Genomic DNA, 20,265 nt, shown 5'->3' with positions numbered 1-20,265 from the left:
GGTTCGTGTACACAAAATCACCGGCAATAAAAAACCCGCTGAACCAGTCAGCGGGTTTTTCGTTTTCAGCGCAGGAGAATCAGAATTCCTCCAACCGCCACACTTCATACGCCGGTGTCTCGTAGGGATGGCTCTGTTTCAGCGCCTCCACCACGGGGCGGATCAACTCATCGGCGACAACAAGCTCCACCTTCCACTCCTCGACCTGCTCGACCTGCCCCACCTCGCCAATGAACGGCTGGCTGCCGTCCAAGGGGCGAAACTGACCCAGGCCCAGTACCTGCCAAGCGCAATGATCATAATCGCCGATTCGCCCGCCACCGGCAGCGAATACGGCGCTTTTGACCTCGTCCACATGGCTGGCCGGGACAAAGAAGCAGAGCTTGTACACCGTCTTAGTTCACCCAGACGCGCGCGTTGCGGAACATGCGCATCCATGGCGCGTCTTCGTTCCAGTCGTCCGAACGCCACGAGTTCTGCACCGCGCGGAACACCCGCTCCGGGTGCGGCATCATGATCGTGACGCGGCCGTCGCGGCTGGTCAGGCCGGTGATCCCGCGCGGCGAGCCGTTCGGGTTGGCCGGGTAGGTTTCGGTGACCTTGCCGTGGTTGTCGACGAAACGCAGCGACACGCAACCGGACAAGTCGGCTTCGAGCAAGGCTTCTTCGCTTTCGAATTCCGCATGGCCTTCGCCGTGGGCGATGGCGATCGGCATGCGCGAACCAGCCATGCCCTGCAGGAAGATCGAGTTCGACTCCTGCACCTGGACCATCGCCACGCGGGCTTCGAACTGCTCGGAACGGTTACGCACGAAGTGCGGCCAGAATTCGCTGCCCGGGATCAGCTCGTGCAGGTTGGACATCATCTGGCAACCGTTGCACACGCCGAGGGTGAAGCTGTCGGTACGTTCGAAGAAGCCTTGGAACGCATCGCGGGCGCGGCTGTTGAACAGCGCCGACTTGGCCCAGCCTTCACCGGCGCCCAGCACGTCGCCATAGGAGAAGCCACCACACGCGACCATGCCCTTGAAGTCGTTCAGGTCGACACGACCGGCGAGGATGTCGCTCATGTGCACGTCGATCGCGTTGAAACCGGCGCGGTCGAACGCGGCTGCCATCTCCACCTGCCCATTGACGCCCTGCTCACGCAGGACTGCCACTTGTGGGCGAATGCCTTTCTTGATGTAGGGCGCGGCCACGTTGTCGTTGACGTCGTAGCTGAGCTTGGCGCTCAGGCCCGGGTTGTCTTCTTCCAGTAGCGCGTCGAACTCCTGCTCCGCGCAGTCGGCGTTGTCGCGCAGGCGCTGGATCTGGTAGCTGGTCTCGGCCCACTGGCGCTGCAACAGGCGGCGCTGGCCTTCGAAGACGGTGTCGCCATTGAAGGTTATGTTGATGTGGGCGTTGTTGATCGGCTGGCCGATCACCGAGACGCATTCGGCCAGGCCGGCGGCGCTGAACTGGGCGAGGATGTCCGGGGTCGCGTCCTGGCGAACCTGGATCACTGCACCCAGTTCTTCGTTGAACAGGATCGCCGGGATTTCGCTGGCCGATTCGGCCACGCTGTCCAGGGTCAGGTTGAGGCCGCAGTGGCCGGCGAAGGCCATTTCCATCACGGTGGTCAGCAAGCCGCCATCGGAACGGTCGTGGTAGGCCAGCAGGTGACCGTCGGCGTTGAGGCCCTGGATCACGGCAAAGAACGCCTTCAGGTCCTCGGCGTCGTCGACGTCCGGCGCTTGCGAACCAAGCTTGCCATGCACCTGGGCCAGGATCGAGGCGCCCATGCGGTTCTGGCCACGGCCCAGGTCGATCAGGATCAGGTCCGTGGTGCCTTTGTCCATGCGCAGTTGCGGGGTCAGGGTCTGGCGGATGTCGGTGACCGGTGCGAAACCGGTCACGATCAGCGACAGCGGCGAGGTCACGCTCTTGTCCACGCCTTCGTCGTTCCAGCGCGTGGCCATGGACATGGAGTCCTTGCCCACTGGAATGGTGATGCCCAGCTCAGGGCACAGCTCCATGCCGACCGCCTTGACGGTGTCGTACAGGCGGGCGTCTTCACCGGGGTGGCCGGCGGCGGACATCCAGTTGGCCGACAGCTTGATGTCGGAAATCTTGCCGATACGCGAAGCCGCGATGTTGGTCAGGGTCTCGCCGATCGCCATGCGACCCGAAGCCGGGGCGTCCAGCAGCGCCAGCGGCGTGCGCTCGCCCATCGCCATGGCTTCGCCGGTGTAGACGTCGAAGCTGGTGGCGGTCACGGCCACGTCGGCCACCGGCACCTGCCATGGGCCGACCATCTGGTCACGGGCCACGAGGCCGGTGATGGTGCGGTCGCCGATGGTGATCAGGAAGCTCTTGCTCGCCACGGCCGGGTGATGCAGGACGCGCTCGATGGACTCGGCGATGTCAAGGGTGGACGGATCGAAATCGTCGCCCAGCTCGGCCTCGCGAACCGCCGAACGGTGCATGCGCGGGGCCTTGCCCAGCAGCACTTCCAGCGGCATGTCCACCGGGCTGTTGCCGAAGTGGCTGTCGGTCACGGTCAGTTGCGGCTCGGCGGTGGCTTCACCCACCACGGCGAACGGGCAACGCTCACGCTCGCAAATCGCCTGGAAGCGCTCGAAGTCGGCCGGGCCGACCGCCAGGACGTAACGCTCCTGGGATTCGTTGCTCCAGATTTCGTGCGGGGCCATGCCCGGCTCGTCATTCGGAATGTTGCGCAGTTCGAAGCGGCCGCCACGGCCACCATCGTTGACCAGTTCCGGGAAGGCATTGGACAGGCCGCCCGCGCCGACGTCGTGGATAAAGCTGATCGGGTTCTGCTCGCCCAACTGCCAGCAACGGTCGATGACTTCCTGGCAACGGCGTTCCATTTCCGGGTTTTCCCGCTGGACCGAAGCGAAGTCCAGGTCCGCCGAGCTGGTGCCGGTGGCCATGGAGGATGCCGCGCCGCCGCCCAGGCCGATCAACATGGCCGGGCCGCCGAGGACGATCAGCTTGGAGCCGACCACGATTTCGCCTTTCTGCACGTGTTCGGCGCGGATGTTGCCCATGCCGCCGGCGAGCATGATCGGCTTGTGGTAACCACGGACTTCTTCACCACGGGGGGTGGTGATGGACTGTTCGAAGGTACGGAAGTAGCCGGTCAGGGCCGGACGGCCGAATTCGTTGTTGAACGCGGCGCCGCCCAGTGGGCCTTCGATCATGATGTCGAGGGCGTTGACGATGCGCTCAGGCTTGCCGTAGGGCTTTTCCCACGGCTGTTGGAAGCCCGGGATCTGCAGGTTCGATACGGTGAAACCGGTCAGGCCAGCCTTGGGCTTGGCACCGCGACCGGTGGCGCCTTCGTCGCGGATCTCGCCACCGGAACCGGTGGACGCGCCCGGGAACGGGGCAATGGCGGTCGGGTGGTTGTGGGTCTCGACCTTCATCAGGATATGCACGGGCTCCTGGACCGCACCGTACTGGCGGGTCTCGGGGTTCGGATAGAAGCGACCGGCAACGTTGCCGACGATCACCGCGGCGTTGTCCTTGTAGGCCGACAGCACACCTTCGTTGTGCATCTGGTAGGTGTTTTTGATCATGCCGAACAGGCTTTTTTCCTGGTCCTGGCCGTCAATATCCCAACTGGCGTTGAAGATCTTGTGGCGGCAGTGCTCGGAGTTGGCCTGGGCAAACATCATCAGTTCGATGTCGTGCGGGTTGCGCTTCAAGCCCTGGAAGGCGTTGACCAGGTAATCGATCTCGTCTTCGGCCAGGGCCAGGCCCAGCTCGGCGTTGGCTTTTTCCAACGCGGCACGGCCACCGCCCAACACGTCGATGGCGGTCAGCGGCTTGGGCTCGGCGTGGCTGAACAGGCCGGCGGCCTGCTCCAGGTTGCCCAGCACCACTTGGGTCATGCGGTCGTGCAGGCCTTCGGCGATCAGTTGGGCCTCGGCCTCGCTGAACTCACCGGCGACATAAAAGGCTATGCCGCGCTCCAGGCGCTGGATTTTCGACAGGCCGCAATTGCGGGCGATGTCGCTGGCCTTGCTCGACCATGGCGAAATGGTGCCGAAACGCGGCAATACCAGGAACAGGCGACCGGTCGGCTCCTGGACCGGGACACTTGGACCGTACTTCAGAAGGCGCGCGAGCACCTGCTGTTCGTCGCCGGTCAAACCGCCGGTGACTTCAGCGAAGTGAGCGAATTCAGCATACAAGCCACTGACAGCCGGTACTTTCTGGCTCAGTTGCTCAAGAAGTTTGCTGTGGCGAAAGGCAGAAAGGGCAGGAGCGCCGCGCAGGATCAACATCTTCGGGACAGCCTCGGGAAGGGGTGTGCTTTGAGGCCGTGCATTCTAGCCTAAACCGCTGCCGACGGCACCCGAAACGCTACGTCAGGTGCCAGCCGAACGTCGGTCGCGCTGTCGACGGCAGCCTCACCCGGTCATCGGCGCCACGCCATGGAGATATTTTTTATCCACATGAGCCCTGCCGCGCGCCGGCCCGCTTGGCTTGCGGACACGTTTTGCAACCTCTAACAGACTGGCCTTTTGCTGTCGATATATGGCGGTCGAGGCCGTTTGCGTATACTGCGCAGATGTTTTCCCCAACGGCTTTGCGTCCGCGGTACGCCAGATGGCTGATCGCAACCGGACTCTTCCTGGTGCTCAGTGGCTGTGTTGAGAAACCCAACACACTGGAGCGCGTAAAGGAGGATGGCGTGCTGCGGGTCGTTACCCGGAACAGCCCCGCCACCTACTTCCAGGATCGCAGTGGTGAAACCGGCTTCGAATACGAGCTGGTGAAGCGCTTCGCCGAGGATTTGGGGGTCGAGCTGAAAATCGAGACCGCTGACAACCTCGACGATCTCTTCAGCCAGGTCGGCAAGCCCAACGGCCCGGTGCTGGCCGCCGCGGGCCTGGTCAGCAGCGAACAGCGCAAGAAGCAGGTACGGTTTTCCCACCCTTACCTGGAAGTCACCCCGCAGGTCATCTATCGCAATGGCCAGTCACGCCCCACCGACGCGGCAGCCCTGGCCGGCAAGAAGATCATGGTGCTCAAGGGCAGCTCCCACGCCGAACAGCTGGCGCAGCTCAAGCAGCAATATCCAGGAATCGACTACGAAGAATCCGACGCCGTCGAAGTCGTCGACCTGCTGCGCATGGTCGATGAGGGCCAGATCGACCTGACCCTCGTCGATTCCAACGAAGTGGCGATGAACCAGGTCTACTTCCCCAACGTACGCGTGGCTTTCGACCTGGGCGACACCCGCAGCCAGAGCTGGGCGGTGGGCCCCGGCGAAGACAACAGCCTGCTCAACGAGATCAACGACTACCTGGACAAGGTCCAGAAGAATGGCACGCTGCAACGCTTGAAGGATCGTTACTACGGCCACGTTGACGTCCTCGGCTACATGGGCGCAACGACCTTCGCCCAGCACCTGCAGCAGCGGCTGCCCAAATACGAGCAACACTTCAAGACGTACGCCAAGAAGGAAAAGGTCGATTGGCGGCTACTGGCTGCCATTGGTTACCAGGAATCACTATGGCAACCGACAGTGACCTCCAAGACGGGCGTGCGCGGCCTGATGATGCTGACCCAGAACACCGCCCAGGCCATGGGTGTGTCCAACCGCCTCGATCCGAAGCAGAGCATCATGGGCGGCGCCAAGTACCTGGCCTACATGAAAGAACAACTGGACGAGAGCATCGAGGAACCGGATCGTACCTGGTTCGCCCTCGCCGCCTATAACGTCGGCAGCGGCCACCTCGACGACGCGCGCAAGCTCGCGGCCAAGGAAGGGCTGAATCCGAACAAGTGGCTGGACGTGAAGAAAATCCTGCCGCGCCTGTCCCAGAAACAGTGGTACAGCAAGACCCGCTACGGCTACGCCCGGGGCGGCGAACCGGTGCATTTCGTGGCGAACATCCGTCGCTACTACGACATCCTGACCTGGGTGACGCAGCCGCAACTCGAAGGCAACCAGGTGGCCGAGGGCAACCTGCACGTGCCGGGCGTGGACAAGAGCAAGCCGAACCAGGAATCCCCGCAGCTATAGGCTCTACACAATTCCTGATGTTGTGATGACCCTGTGGCGAGGGGATTTATCCCCTCGCCACAATGTGGATCAGGACTTGGCGGCAGCCAGGATCAGCGCTTTCATTTCCGACACAGCCGACTTGAACCCGACGAACAACGCATGAGCCACCAGCGCGTGGCCGATGTTCAGCTCGTTGATACCCTTGATCGCGGCGACAGCCTCGACGTTGTGGTAATGCAAGCCATGGCCGGCGTTGACGATCAGGCCTTGGGCCAGGCCAAAGGTGACGCCATCGGCGACCCGCTGCAGCTCTTCGGCCACGTCGGTCGGGGTCTCGGCGTCGGCGTAACGCCCGGTGTGCAGTTCGATGGCCGGGGCGCCGACCCGCCTGGAGGCTTCGATCTGCCGCTCGTCGGCATCGATGAACAGCGACACCTCGGCGCCCATCTTCGACAGCCGCTCCACCGCCGCCTTGATCCGCGCCTCCTGCCCCGCCACGTCCAGGCCGCCTTCGGTGGTCAGTTCCTGGCGGGTTTCCGGCACCAGGCAGATGTGCGCCGGGCGAATGCGCTCGGCGAACGCCATCATTTCCTCGGTCACGCCCATTTCGAAGTTCATGCGGGTTTGCAGCACATCCTTGAGCAACAGCACGTCGCGTTCCTGAATGTGGCGACGGTCCTCGCGCAGGTGCACGGTGATACCGTCGGCACCCGCCTCTTCGGCATCCAGTGCGGCCTTGACCGGATCCGGGTAGCGCGTACCACGGGCCTGGCGCAGGGTGGCGACATGGTCGATGTTCACGCCGAGAAGAATGCGATTGCTGGTGCTCACGAAAAGCGCTCCTGAATGGACAGAGATTCGGCCCACAGCATACGGGGAGATCAGGGCTTGCGAAACAGCTCGCGACTGACCAGCGGCCGACCGCCCAAATGAACGGCCAAGGCTTGGCGCATCAAACGCTTGGCCGCCGCCAACGCACCCGGCGCGGTCCAGTCGGCTTCGGCCATGGCCAGGAGTTCAACGCCATTGAACAGCCCGGGTTGAAGCTGGTAGACCTGCTCCAGGCCCGCGTCCACTTGCAAGCGGTACAGCCCGTCGGCGGCGATGGGCTGGCCGTGCAGGTCGGTGTCGAGGGAAAAGCCATAGCCCAGGTCATCCAGCAGGCGCCATTCGAACGAGCGCAGCAACGGTTCCAGCGGACGCCCTTCGGCCAGTGCCAGCAGCGTGGCGGTGTAATGATCAAATACAGCGGGATGGGGATCCTCGGCCGGCAGCAGGCGGATCAACAGTTCGTTGAGGTATAGACCGCTGAACAAGGCCTCGCCATTGAGCCAGGCCGCGACACCGTTGCTTTCCATGCGCCCGACATTTTTCAACTCGCCCCGGCCGCGGAATTCGACTTCCAACGGCACGAACGGCCGCGCCAGCGTCCCCGCCTTGCCCCGCGCTCCGCGCAACACTGCCCGCAGCCGCCCTTGGGGCGTGAGGAAGTCCACCAGGGCGCTGCTTTCGCGGTAGGCGCGGCTGTGGAGGACGTAAGCGGGTTGGGCGAGGGGTTGGTTGGGCGACATCGGGGGCCTGAGTATCAGCAAGACATCAATGGATAAACGGATCCTGTGGCGAGGGAGCTTGCTCCCTCGCCACAAGAGCCCGCCCCCAGCCAAACAGATTACAGGTCGCCGTAACCCAACGAACGCAACGCCCGCTCGTCATCGGACCAGCCGCCCTTCACCTTGACCCACAGGTTGAGCATGATCTTGGAGTCGAACAGCAGCTCCATGTCCTTGCGCGCCTCGGTGCCGATGCGCTTGATACGCTCGCCCTTGTCGCCAATGATGATTTTCTTCTGGCCGTCACGTTCGACGAGGATCAAGGCATGAATGTGCAAGGTCTTGCCCTGCTGCTTGAACTCCTCGATCTCCACCGTGATCTGGTACGGCAGCTCGGCACCCATCTGACGCATGATTTTCTCGCGCACCAGCTCGGCGGCGAGGAAGCGGCTGCTGCGATCGGTGATCTGGTCTTCGGGAAAGAAGTGATCGTTTTCCGGCAGGTGCTCGGCAATTACCCGCTCCAGCGCGTCGAGGTTGTGGCCATGCTGGGCGGAGATCGGGATGATCTGGGCGTTCGGCAACTGCTCCTGCAACCAGGTCAGGTGCGGCATCAGTTCAGCCTTGTCTTCGATGCGATCGGTCTTGTTCAGTGCCACGATCAAGGGCCCGGTCACGTACTGGACGCGTTCGAGGACCATCTGGTCTTCTTCGGTCCACTTGGTGCGGTCGACCACGAAGATCACCACGTCGACGTCTTTCAACGCCGCCGAGGCGGTCTTGTTCATGTAGCGGTTCAGGGCCTTTTCGCCACCCTTGTGCATGCCTGGGGTGTCGACATAGATCGCCTGCACGTCGCCTTCGGTCTTGATGCCCAGCATGTTGTGACGAGTGGTTTGCGGCTTGCGCGAGGTAATCGCCAGCTTCTGGCCGAGGATATGGTTCAGCAACGTGGACTTGCCCACGTTCGGCCGACCGACAATGGCGACATAGCCGCAGCGGGTGACGGTTGTATCAGTCATTGCCATTCTCCACGCCCAGGGCGATCAGTGCTGCGGCGGCCGCTACCTGTTCGGCAATACGACGGCTCACGCCCTGGCCCCGGCTTTTTTCATTCAATAAGACCACTTCGCATTCGACGAAGAAGGTTCGGCAATGCGGCTCACCCTGGATATCCACCACTTCGTAGCGTGGCAGTTCGCAACTGCGCGACTGCAGGAATTCCTGCAAGCGAGTCTTGGGATCCTTGTTGGTGTCCACCAGCGTCAAGCTGTCAATTTCGGAAGTCAACCAGGCCAGCACGCGCTCGCGCGCCATTTCCATGCCCGAGTCCAGGTAGATCGCGCCAATCAACGCCTCCAAGGCGTCGGCGAGGATCGATTCGCGGCGGAAACCGCCGCTTTTCAACTCGCCGGAACCCAGGCGCAAGTAATCGCCCAGGTCGAAACCACGGGCCAGTACCGCCAGGGTCTCACCTTTTACCAATCGTGCGCGCAAACGCGACAACTGGCCTTCGCGAGCCAGGGGGAAGCGTTCGAACAACGCCTCGCCGGCGACGAAGTTGAGGATGGCATCGCCGAGGAATTCCAGGCGTTCGTTGTTGCGCCCGGCAAAACTGCGGTGAGTGAGGGCCAGGAGCATCAGCTCCTGATCCTTGAACGTGTAGCCGAGCTGACGCTCGAGGCGGCTTAGAGAAACGCTCACGGTTTACCCACGCTGAGTTCGTGGCTGGATTCCACTACCACGGCGGCAAGGCGCCATTGGCTTGGGACAATAAACGCTGTGTTCAAAAATGACGTCCTGACTATCGTTGGCTTCATGCCTTCGGGCAACCTCGTACAGGCTCCAGAAATGCATTCGGCGCTGTGTTCAACAGCGCCGTGTGTGATTACTTGATCAGGCCAACCCGCGAGAAATTCGGCAGGTGGCTGAGTTTGGGTTCCGGCCAGCTCATCCAGACCGCAAAGGCCTTGCCGACGATATTGCGGTCGGGAACCATGCCCAGTACGTCCTTGGGTATGTTTGGATCATCCCAGTACCGGCTGTCGTTGGAGTTGTCGCGGTTGTCGCCCATCATGAAATAGTGCCCGGCCGGCACGGTCCACGAATGGTCCGGCGTGGCGCGGTAGCGGCTCATTTCCTTGCGGATCAGGTGTTCCGCCTCGCCGAGTTTTTCCTTGTAGAGCTCGGCGCTGCCCAGCGTGCCCGGTTCGGAACCGATCAACTGCTCAGCCACCAATTCGCCGTTGACGAAGAGGCGTTTGTCGGCGGTATAGCGGATCTTGTCGCCCGGCAGCCCCACCACACGCTTGATGTAGTTGACGTTCGGGTCGCTTGGGAAGCGGAACACCATCACATCGCCGCGTTGCGGGTCGCCGATCTCGATGACCTTCGTGTCGATCACTGGCAGCCGGATCCCGTAGGAAAACTTGTTCACCAGAATGAAGTCGCCCACGTCCAGGGTCGGTTTCATCGAACCGGACGGAATCTGGAACGGCTCAACCAGGAACGAGCGCAGCACCAGCACGATGAACAGCACAGGGAAGAACGACTTGCCGTACTCGACCAGCAGTGGTTCCTTGTTTAGCTTTTCAATGACCACGCCGTCAGGCTGGCTGACACTGCCCTGGTAAGAGGCAATGGCCGCCCGGCGCCGAGGCGCCAGGAACAACAGATCAAGCAACGCCAACAGGCCGCAGACGAACACGGCGATAACCAGCAACAGCGGGAAATTTAGCGACATAGGACCTAACTATCCAACCTGAGCACCGCGAGGAAGGCTTCCTGTGGAATTTCCACGTTGCCGACCTGCTTCATGCGTTTTTTACCGGCCTTCTGCTTTTCCAACAGCTTGCGCTTACGGCTGACGTCGCCGCCGTAGCATTTGGCCAATACGTTCTTTCTGAGTGCCTTGACGGTTGTACGCGCCACAATCTGCCCGCCAATGGCGGCCTGGATTGCCACATCGAACATCTGCCGCGGAATCAGCTCCTTCATCTTCTCGGTCAATGCGCGACCTTTGTAGTGCGCGTTGTCACGGTGCACGATCAATGCCAGGGCATCGACCTTCTCGCCGTTGATCAGCACATCCAGCTTCACCAGATTAGCCGATTGGTAACGATCGAAATGATAGTCCAGCGAAGCATAGCCGCGGCTGGTGGATTTGAGACGGTCGAAGAAGTCCAGCACCACTTCGTTCATCGGCAGGTCGTAGGTCACCTGGACCTGGGAGCCAAGGAACAGCATGTCGTGCTGCACGCCGCGCTTCTCGATGCACAGGGTGATGACGTTGCCCAGGTGCTCCTGAGGCACAAGGATGTTCGCCCGCACGATCGGCTCGCGCATGTCCTCGATGGCCGACAGGTCCGGCAGCTTGGACGGGTTGTCGACGTAGATCGTCTCGCCGTTCTTGAGCAGCAGTTCGAAGATTACCGTCGGCGCCGTGGTGATCAGGTCCAGGTCATACTCGCGCTCCAGGCGCTCCTGGATGATTTCCATGTGCAGCATGCCGAGGAACCCGCAACGGAAGCCGAAGCCCAGGGCGTCGGAGCTTTCCGGGGTGTATTGCAGGGACGAGTCGTTCAGCGTCAGCTTTTGCAGCGCTTCGCGGAAATCTTCGAAATCGTCGGAACTGACCGGGAACAGGCCGGCGTAGACCTGCGGCTGGATGCGTTTGAAGCCGGGCAGCACATCGACATCAGGGGTCGAGCTCAAGGTCAGGGTGTCGCCGACCGGCGCCCCGTGAATGTCCTTGATACCAGCAATGATGAAGCCCACTTCACCGGCCTTCAGGTCGACGGTGGCGGTATGTTTCGGGTTGAAGACACCGACGCTGTCCACCAGGTGGATCTTGCCGGTGGACTTGACCAGGATCTTATCGCCCTTCTTCACGCGGCCATGGCGCACGCGAACCAGGGAAACCACGCCCAGGTAGTTGTCGAACCAGGAGTCGATGATCAACGCTTGCAGCGGATCTTCGATATTGCCGGTCGGCGCGGGAATGGTGGTAACCAGGCGTTCGAGCACTTCATCCACGCCCAGGCCGGTCTTGGCACTGCAAGTAACCGCGTCGGTGGCGTCGATGCCGATGATTTTTTCGATTTCTTCCTTCACGCGGTCCGGATCGGCCTGGGGCAGGTCGATCTTGTTCAGCACCGGCATGACTTCCAGGCCTTGCTCGATGGCCGTGTAGCAGTTGGCGACCGACTGGGCCTCGACGCCCTGGCCGGCATCGACCACCAGCAACGCACCTTCACAGGCCGCCAGCGACCGGCTGACTTCATAGGTGAAGTCGACATGGCCCGGGGTATCGATGAAGTTGAGCTGGTAGGTAATTCCGTCGCGAGCCTTGTAATAAAGGGTAACGCTGTGGGCCTTGATGGTGATCCCGCGTTCACGCTCCAGGTCCATGGAGTCCAGGACCTGGGCTTCCATTTCACGCTCGGCCAGGCCGCCGCACATCTGGATGAAGCGATCAGCCAGCGTCGACTTGCCATGGTCAATGTGGGCGATGATGGAGAAATTGCGGATATGACTCAAATCACTCACGGATCAACACTCAAAAAGGCTGCAGGCATGGCCCGCCGAAAAATAGCCGGGAATTGTACCTGATACACCGCGCAAGCGTCACGTTCGCCTGTCGATGGGCTTCTGTGGCGAGGGGATTTACTCCCTCGCCACAGAAGCTCCTCGCCACGATGAATCTGAATCAACCCGCCCGGCGCAGCAACCAGAGCCCGGCCAACGCGCAGACACCGGCCGGCACCAGCACCGCAAACAACGGCGAGAAGCCGAATACCAGGCTCGATGGGCCGAGCAGATCCTGGGCGATACGGAAGGTAAAGCCCACCAGCACGCCGGTGAAGACCCGCTGGCCAAGCGTCACGGAGCGCAGCGGACCGAAGATAAAGGAAATGGCCATCAAGACCAGTGCAGCGGTCACCAGCGGTTGCAACACCTTGACCCAAAAAGCCAGCCAGTAGCGACCATTGTTAAGGCCCTGGTCCGCCAGGTAGTGGATGTAGCCCCACAGGCCGGTGATCGACAAGGAGTCCGGCGCCATGACCACGGTGCTGAGCAGCTGCGGGCTGAGCGCCACGTCCCAGCGCTCCTGCGGGACGGCGACGACTTCGGTGCGCTTGTCATGGAACAGCGTGGTCGTGACGTCGTTCAGTTGCCAATGGTCCTCTTCGAACTTCGCGCGCTTGGCGAAGCTTGAGGACAGCATGTGCCGCTGGTCGTCAAAGCGGTAGCGGGTCACGCCATACAGGGTGCCATTGGGCTGGACCGAGTTGATGTGGATGAACTCATCGCCCTGGCGGTGCCACAGGCCATGCTTGGCGCTTTGCGCGTCACCACCGCCCTGGGCCAGGGAACGGTTGGCCTGGGCGGTGTTCTCGGTGGCCGGGGCGATGTATTCGCCGATCAGCAAGCCCACCAACATCAACACGAGCATCGGCTTCATTACCGCCCAGACGATCCGACCGATGGACACGCCAGCGGCGCGCATGATGGTCAGTTCGCTGTTGCTCGCCAGGCTGCCAAGGCCGATCAGGCAGCCGATCAATGCGGCCATCGGCAGCATGTCGTACAAGCGGCGCGGCGCGGTCAGCAATACATAGCTCGCCACGTCCAGCAGCGTATAGGTATCGCTGACATCGCCCATCTCGTCGATGAACGCGAACAAGGTCGCCAGGCCAAGGATGATCCCCAGTACCGCGAGGATGGCCATGAAAACGCTGCTGCCGATATAGCGGTCGAGCTTAACCACGGGCCACCTCCAGCGCGCTGCGACGGCTGGCGAGTTTCAGCCGCAGTGGCTCCCAGTAGAGCAACCCGAGGCCGATGGCCAGGAAGATCGAATGCACCCACCACAAGCCCAGCGTCGGTGGGATCTTGCCCTTCTCCAGGGCACTGCGGGCGGAAATCAGGATGGTGAGGTAAGCCATATACAAGAGAATCGCCGGCAACAACTTAAGGAAACGGCCCTGGCGCGGATTGACCCGCGACAGCGGAACCGCCATGAGCGTCACGATAAACACCAGGAGCGGCAGCGACAGGCGCCACTGCAGCTCGGTACGGGCGCGGATGTCGTCGTTGCCCAGCAGACTGGCAGTCGACATCGCATCCCGGTCAGTGACTTCGTCGCTGGCCTCGGGCTTGGGCAGCAGCACGCCGTAGGTGTCGTACTTGATCGCCCGGTAATCGGCCTGCCCCGGCGTGCCGTCGTAGCGATAGCCGTTTTCCAGGATCAGGTAGCGGTTGCCGTCAGGGTTGATTTCCTGGCGCCCCTTTTCGGATACCAGCACGGAAATGCCGCGGTCCTTCTTGGTGTCCGACGACACGTTCTTCTGGGTGATGAAGACCCCGCCCAGGTTGACGCGGTCTTCGGAAAGCTCCTCGGTATAGGTGACGCGCGTCCCGTCGCGCAGGGCCTGGAAGCGCCCCGGTACCAGGGTGTCGAATTCGGTCAGGGCGTCCTGCTGGTTGATCAGCAATTGAAACTGGTTCGCCCCTTGGGGCGCCAGGCTCAGGCTCAACCAGGCGACCACCAGTGCCACCACCGTCGCCGGGAACAAGGAGATGCGGAACAGGCGCTGCTGGCTCATGCCGGTGGCCGACAGCACGGTCATTTCGCTGTCCAGGTACAGGCGACCATAGGCCAGCAGGATGCCGAGGAACAATCCCAGGGGCAGGATCAACTGGAGGAAGCCCGGCAGGCGGAACCCCATGATCAGGAACAGCGAGCCCGGGTCCAGGGCGCCCGAAGCCGCCTGGGCAAGGTATTTGATGAAGCGCCCACTCATGATAATGACCAGCAGCACGGCGCTGACGGCGCTCAGGGTCAGCAGGACTTCGCGGGACAGATAACGAAAGACGATCACACCAGACACTCCAGGATTGTCAGGCTGGGCTTTGTATGAAAAGTGCCTGCGCGACGACTTTTCAAACAAACCTATGGCGGCCAAACAAGAAACGTATCGAGCCGACTCACACCGCGAGCAGCCGAAAAAAGAGCCGCATTATCCTGTGATTGGACGCGCCTGTCACTGCGCACGCTTTAACCAGACGCTTCATGGCAAAAAAGTTAACGGCTGCGAGGGTTGTCAGGCTCGGGCGCCGGGGTTCAAACTGCGGCCTTTGTCGCCGGTGAGCCCCGGCGCTTCTATATAGAAGACAGCTGTTCAGCGCGCCAATGTTGTCCTGGCGCCTGGCCTCTTGACCATTGACTCAAGGATCCGGACATGGAACTGGTTGTAAAAAGCGTCAGCCCAGAAACGTTGAAGACCGCCACGCTGGTGGTTGCCGTGGGTGAAAACCGCAAGCTCGGCGTCGTCGCGACCCAGCTCGACGCCTTGAGCGGCGGTGCGATCAGCGCGGTGCTCAAGCGCGGCGACCTCGCTGGCAAGGTCGGCCAGAGCCTGTTGTTGCACAGCTTGCCTAACCTCAAGGCCGAGCGCGTGCTGCTGGTGGGCGTGGGCAAGGACGCCGAACTGGGCGACCGTCCGTTCCGCAAGATCATTGCCGGCGTGCTGGGCACCCTGAAGAGCCTGGGTGGGACCGACGCTGCGCTGGCGCTGGACGAACTGGTGGTCAAGGGCCGCGACAGCTACGGCAAGAACCGCCTGCTGGCCGAGACCCTGGTGGACGGCGAATATCAGTTCGACCGTTTCAAGAGCCAGAAAGCCGAACCCCGCGCCCTGAAAAAAATCACCGTGCTGACCATCAAGGCCGCCCAGGCTGAGGTCCAGCGCGCCGTGACCCACGCCACCGCGATTGCCAACGGCATGGCGTTCACCCGCGACCTGGGCAACCTGCCGCCGAACATCTGCCACCCGACGTTCATGGGCGAACAGGCCAAGGCACTGGGCAAGGAATTCAAGGCCTTGAAGGTCGAAGTCTTCGACGAGAAAAAGATCAAGGACCTGGGCATGGGTTCCTTCTATGCCGTCGGCCAGGGCAGCGCCCAGCCGCCGCGCCTGATCGTCATGCAATACAACGGCGGCAAGAAATCCGAGAAGCCATACGCACTGGTCGGCAAGGGGATCACTTTCGACACCGGCGGCATCAGCCTCAAGCCGGGCGCCGGCATGGATGAAATGAAGTACGACATGGGCGGCGCCGCGAGCGTATTCGGCACCCTGCGCGCCGTGCTCGAACTGCAACTGCCGATCAACCTGGTGTGCATCCTGGCCTGCGCCGAGAACATGCCCAGCGGCACGGCCTCGCGTCCGGGCGACATCGTCACCACCATGAGCGGCCAGACCGTCGAAATCCTCAACACCGACGCCGAAGGCCGTCTGGTGCTGTGTGACGCCCTCACTTACTCCGAGCGCTTCAAGCCGCAAGCCGTGATCGACATCGCCACACTGACTGGCGCCTGCGTGGTCGCCCTCGGCGCCCATACTTCGGGCCTGCTGGGCAATAACGACGAGCTGATCGGCCAACTGCTCAGCGCCGGCCAGCAAGCCGACGACCGTGCCTGGCAGCTGCCATTGTTCGACGAATACCAGGAACAACTGGACAGCCCGTTCGCCGACATCGCCAACATCGGCGGCCCGAAAGCCGGGACCATCACGGCGGCGTGCTTCCTGTCGCGCTTCACCAAGAACCTGAACTGGGCGCACCTGGACATCGCCGGCACGGCCTGGACCAGCGGCGGCAAGGACAAGGGCGCCACCGGTCGTCCGGTTCCCCTGCTGACCCAATACCTGCTGGACCGCGCCAAGGCCTGACATCAATGATTGCCGTTGGCGTCGCCCTCGGGTGGCGCCAGCGATGGCTCCGGAACCGCAATGACCAAAGTCGATTTCTATATCCTGCCCAGCGCCGATCCCTCGGCGCGACTGGATTTCGCCTGCAAGCTCACTGAAAAGGCCTGGCGCATGGGACACCGCATCTACCTGCATTGCAGCGATGCAGCCCAGCGCGAGGACCTCGACGCACGGCTATGGGCTTTCAAAGGCGAAAGCTTCGTGCCCCATGGCCCGGCGGAAAGCGAGTCAGAGGGTGCAATCGTGCTCGGGTTGGGGGATGACTGCGCAGAGCATCAGGACCTGCTGGTCAACCTTGACCTGAAAGTGCCGGCCTTCGCCCAGCGCTTCGCCCGCGTGGCGGAAGTGGTCGTGGAAGACCCGGTCATCCGGCAAGCCGCGCGGGAGAGTTTCCGCTTCTACCGCGAACAGGGCTATCCTCTGCAAGACCACCGTTTACAGCGACTTTGAGCCTACGATGGATACTCCAAAACCACCGCAAAAACCCGCGCAATTGCTCGATGACCTCGAGTCGATCCGCCAACTGCTCGGCGACGACACCCTGCAACCGCCGCTGCTGACCGATACGGTGGAGCACGAACCGGTGCACGACGAACAGATCCCGCTGCTGTTCGACCCGATCAACGGCCAGCCGGAACCCAAGCCAGCCCCCAAGGCCGAACCAAAAGGCCCCGACGCCCTGCTGCACCTGGACCGGGAACTTCGCGCCGCCGCACAACTGATCATGCAAGACGTCATCGACGACTTCGCCCCGCACATCGAAACCGAGATCAAGCGCCGGCTGGATGCGCGGATGGAGCGGTTGTTGAGTCAATACGAGTAACCCGGCGCCCCGATTGTGATTGTTTTCGTGGCGAGGGAGCTTGCCCCCTCGCCACGGGGATCTGTTCGCAGTCGTTGCGTACTGACTCGCCCTGCGCCCCACGCCCCGCTATACTTCCCGGCTTTTCCTGAATAAATGCCAATAGGGTCCCGCCGCGCATGGATAAGACCTACCAGCCGCACGCCATTGAAACTTCCTGGTACAACACCTGGGAGTCAGAGAATTATTTCGCTCCGCAAGGCGCGGGCGATTCCTACACCATCATGATCCCGCCGCCGAACGTCACCGGCAGCCTGCACATGGGCCACGGTTTCAACAACGCGATCATGGACGCCCTGATCCGTTTCCGGCGCATGCAAGGTCGCAACACCTTGTGGCAACCGGGCACCGACCACGCCGGCATCGCTACGCAGATGCTGGTGGAGCGTCGTCTCGAAGCCCAGGGCCAGAACCGCCATGACCTGGGTCGCGAGAAATTCCTCGAGAAAGTCTGGGAATGGAAAGACGAGTCCGGCGGCAATATCAGCCGCCAGATCCGTCGCCTCGGCTCGTCGGTGGACTGGAGCCGCGAGCGCTTCACCATGGACGACGGCCTTTCGGAAGCGGTGAAGGAAGCCTTCGTGCGCCTGCATGAAGATGGCCTGATCTACCGCGGCAAGCGCCTGGTCAACTGGGACACCAAGTTGCACACGGCCATTTCCGACCTCGAAGTGGAGAACCACGACGAGAAAGGTTTCCTGTGGAACCTGAAGTACCCGCTGGCCGACGGCGCCAAGACCGCCGAAGGCAAGGATTACCTGATCGTCGCCACCACCCGTCCGGAAACCATGCTGGGCGACTCCGCCGTGGCGGTGAACCCGAACGATGAACGTTATCAGGCGCTGATCGGCAAGTTCGTCGAGCTGCCGCTGGTTGGCCGTCGCATCCCGATCATCGGCGACGATTATTGCGACCCCGAATTCGGCACCGGCTGCGTAAAAATCACACCGGCCCACGATTTCAACGACTACGAAGTCGGCAAGCGCCACAACCTGCCGCTGCTGAACATTTTCGACAAGAACGCCCATGTGTTGCCGGCCGCCCAGGCCTTCAACCTCGACGGCACCTTGAACGAAAGCGTCGACGGCCAGATCCCGGCCGAATACGCCGGCCTGGACCGTTTCGAGGCGCGCAAGCAGATTGTTGCCGCGTTTGACGCCGCCGGCCTGCTGGTCAGCGTCGACGACCATGCCCTGAAAGTCCCGAAAGGCGACCGCTCCGGCACCATCATCGAGCCGTGGCTGACCGACCAGTGGTATGTGTCCACCAAGCCGCTGGCCGAGCCTGCGATCGCCGCCGTGGAAGACGGCCGCATCCAGTTCGTGCCCAAGCAGTACGAGAACATGTACTTCTCGTGGATGCGCGACATCCAGGATTGGTGCATCAGTCGCCAGCTGTGGTGGGGCCACCGTATTCCGGCCTGGTACGACGAGTCGGGCAAGGTCTATGTCGGCCGCGATGAAGCCGAAGTCCGCGCCAAGCACAACCTCGGTCCGGACGTTGCCCTGGCGCAGGACAACGACGTCCTCGATACCTGGTTCAGCTCGGGCCTGTGGACGTTCTCCACACTGGGCTGGCCGCAGCAGACCGAGTTCCTGAAGAAATTCCATTCCACCGACGTGCTGGTCACCGGCTTCGACATCATTTTCTTCTGGGTCGCCCGGATGATCATGCTGACCATGCACCTGGTGAAAAACGAGGACGGCACCCCGCAAGTGCCATTCAAGACCGTCTACGTCCACGGCCTGGTGCGCGATGGCCAGGGCCAGAAGATGTCCAAGTCCAAGGGCAACGTCCTGGACCCGCTGGACATCATCGACGGCATCGACCTGGAAACCCTGGTGCAGAAACGCACCTCCGGGCTGATGCAGCCGAAACTGGCGAAGAAGATCGAGAAAGCCACCCGCGAAGAATTCGCCGAGGGCATCGCCAGCTACGGCACCGATGCCCTGCGCTTCACCTTCTGCTCGCTGGCGTCCACCGGTCGCGACATCAAGTTCGACATGGGCCGCGTCGAAGGCTATCGCAACTTCTGCAACAAGATCTGGAACGCCGCGCGCTACGTGCTGGACAAAGGTGAAGACTGCGGCCAGAACGGCGAAGCCTACGAGCTGAGCCTGGCCGATCGCTGGATCATTTCCCAGTTGCAACGCACCGAAGCCGAAGTGACTCGCCAACTCGACCAGTTCCGTTTCGACCTGGCCGCGCAGGCCTTGTACGAGTTCATCTGGAACCAGTATTGCGACTGGTATCTGGAACTGTCCAAGCCCGTGCTGTGGGACGAAAACGCACCGGTGGAGCGCCAGCGCGGCACACGTCGCACCCTGGTGCGCGTGCTGGAAGTGGCCCTGCGCCTGGCGCATCCGTTCATGCCGTTCATCACCGAGGAAATCTGGCAGCGCATCGCACCGCTCGCTGGCATCCAAGGCAAGACGATCATGCTGCAACCGTGGCCGGTGGCCAACGAGACCCGCATCGATCCGGCCGCCGAGGACGACATCGAGTGGCTGAAGACCTTCATGCTCGGCCTGCGCAACATCCGCGCCGAAATGAACATCGGCCCGGGCAAGCCGCTGACCCTGTTCCTGAAAAACGCCAGCGCCGAAGACCTGCGTCGCCTCAATGAGAACGAAGCACTGCTCAAGAAGCTGGCGAAGCTTGAATCGGTGACCGTGCTGGCTGCGGGCGAAGAAGCGCCTCTGTCGGCCACCGCATTGGTCGGCGAAATGGAAGTGCTGGTGCCAATGGCCGGCCTGATCGACAAGGCCGCGGAACTGGCGCGCCTGGACAAGGAAATCCTGCGCCTCAAAGGCGAAGTCCAGCGCGTGGGTGGCAAGCTGTCCAACGCAGGCTTCGTCGACAAGGCCCCTGCCGAAGTCATCGAGAAGGAACGGGCCAAGCTGGCCGAGGCTGAACAGGCCTTGGGCAAGCTGGCTGAGCAACACGCGCGGATCTCCAGCCTGTAACGGTTGTTCGCGATTAAAAAAGGAGGCCTGATGGCCTCCTTTTTTGTGCCTGCCACTTCTTCCTTATGCAGCAGGAACCTGTGGGCCGGAT

15 protein-coding genes are annotated in these 20,265 nt (G+C 62.1%); 5 read left to right on the top strand and 10 right to left on the bottom strand.

Translation table 11 applies throughout. The annotated features are described in order from the left end of the window. Positions 1–79: 79 nt before the first annotated feature. A complete protein-coding gene (locus VQ575_RS05345; protein WP_198725685.1) occupies positions 80–391 on the bottom strand; it encodes a YqfO family protein in 312 nt (103 codons plus the stop codon). A 4-nt stretch (positions 392–395) separates the two neighbouring features. After that, complete coding sequence (gene purL, locus VQ575_RS05340) at positions 396–4,292, bottom strand: phosphoribosylformylglycinamidine synthase (protein ID WP_039591478.1); 3,897 nt, start codon at positions 4,290–4,292, stop codon at positions 396–398. Positions 4,293–4,579: 287 nt separating this feature from the next. Here purL and mltF point away from each other — a divergent pair, with 287 nt between their 5' ends. Next, a complete protein-coding gene (mltF, locus tag VQ575_RS05335; protein WP_082112090.1) occupies positions 4,580–6,040 on the top strand; it encodes a membrane-bound lytic murein transglycosylase MltF in 1,461 nt (486 codons plus the stop codon). A gap of 69 nt (positions 6,041–6,109) precedes the next feature. On the opposite strand, the gene pdxJ is transcribed toward mltF, so the two are convergent. From pdxJ to lptF, 8 genes are all read right to left on the bottom strand, one after another. Beyond that, a complete protein-coding gene (gene pdxJ, locus VQ575_RS05330) occupies positions 6,110–6,853 on the bottom strand; it encodes a pyridoxine 5'-phosphate synthase (RefSeq protein WP_039591479.1) in 744 nt (247 codons plus the stop codon). Between the two features lie 50 nt (positions 6,854–6,903). Next, entirely contained in the window at positions 6,904–7,593 is a 690-nt protein-coding gene (gene recO, locus VQ575_RS05325) for a DNA repair protein RecO (protein WP_039591480.1), read from the bottom strand. Between the two features lie 98 nt (positions 7,594–7,691). Beyond that, the gene (era, locus tag VQ575_RS05320; RefSeq protein ID WP_039591481.1) at positions 7,692–8,594 is read right to left on the bottom strand and encodes a GTPase Era; all 903 of its coding nucleotides are present in this window, start codon (positions 8,592–8,594) and stop codon (positions 7,692–7,694) included. Then, the gene (gene rnc, locus VQ575_RS05315; RefSeq protein ID WP_030139612.1) at positions 8,587–9,276 is read right to left on the bottom strand and encodes a ribonuclease III; all 690 of its coding nucleotides are present in this window, start codon (positions 9,274–9,276) and stop codon (positions 8,587–8,589) included. The genes era and rnc overlap by 8 nt, the downstream gene beginning before the upstream one ends. Positions 9,277–9,460: 184 nt before the next feature. After that, a complete protein-coding gene (lepB, locus tag VQ575_RS05310) occupies positions 9,461–10,315 on the bottom strand; it encodes a signal peptidase I (protein WP_039591482.1) in 855 nt (284 codons plus the stop codon). A gap of 5 nt (positions 10,316–10,320) precedes the next feature. Further along, positions 10,321–12,120, bottom strand: a complete 1,800-nt coding sequence (lepA, locus tag VQ575_RS05305) for a translation elongation factor 4 (RefSeq protein WP_045156814.1) — start codon at positions 12,118–12,120, stop codon at positions 10,321–10,323. Between the two features lie 160 nt (positions 12,121–12,280). After that, positions 12,281–13,342: an LPS export ABC transporter permease LptG gene (gene lptG / locus VQ575_RS05300; RefSeq protein ID WP_039591484.1), complete on the bottom strand. Its 1,062-nt coding sequence runs from the start codon at positions 13,340–13,342 to the stop codon at positions 12,281–12,283. After that, a complete protein-coding gene (gene lptF / locus VQ575_RS05295) occupies positions 13,335–14,456 on the bottom strand; it encodes an LPS export ABC transporter permease LptF (protein ID WP_325919207.1) in 1,122 nt (373 codons plus the stop codon). Before lptF ends, lptG begins: the two co-directional genes overlap by 8 nt. 360 nt (positions 14,457–14,816) lie before the next feature. Here lptF and VQ575_RS05290 point away from each other — a divergent pair, with 360 nt between their 5' ends. The 4 genes from VQ575_RS05290 to VQ575_RS05275 all read left to right on the top strand — a co-directional run bounded on the left by VQ575_RS05290 (position 14,817) and on the right by VQ575_RS05275 (position 20,174). Beyond that, positions 14,817–16,307 carry a leucyl aminopeptidase gene (locus VQ575_RS05290; protein WP_039591486.1) on the top strand — a complete coding sequence of 497 codons (1,491 nt, stop codon included), beginning with the start codon at positions 14,817–14,819 and terminating at the stop codon, positions 16,305–16,307. Positions 16,308–16,367: 60 nt separating this feature from the next. Beyond that, entirely contained in the window at positions 16,368–16,796 is a 429-nt protein-coding gene (locus VQ575_RS05285) for a DNA polymerase III subunit chi (protein WP_039591487.1), read from the top strand. Positions 16,797–16,803: 7 nt separating this feature from the next. Then, positions 16,804–17,169: a hypothetical protein gene (locus VQ575_RS05280; RefSeq protein WP_039591488.1), complete on the top strand. Its 366-nt coding sequence runs from the start codon at positions 16,804–16,806 to the stop codon at positions 17,167–17,169. 158 nt (positions 17,170–17,327) lie between these two features. Then, the gene (locus VQ575_RS05275; RefSeq protein ID WP_045156817.1) at positions 17,328–20,174 is read left to right on the top strand and encodes a valine--tRNA ligase; all 2,847 of its coding nucleotides are present in this window, start codon (positions 17,328–17,330) and stop codon (positions 20,172–20,174) included. Positions 20,175–20,265 lie beyond the last annotated feature (91 nt).

It is taken from the genome of Pseudomonas frederiksbergensis, assembly GCF_035751725.1.
GTDB classification, from domain to species: domain Bacteria; phylum Pseudomonadota; class Gammaproteobacteria; order Pseudomonadales; family Pseudomonadaceae; genus Aquipseudomonas; species Aquipseudomonas frederiksbergensis_A.
The sequence above is the reverse complement of the archived record's forward strand: the minus strand, read 5'-3'. Positions and strand labels throughout refer to the sequence as shown.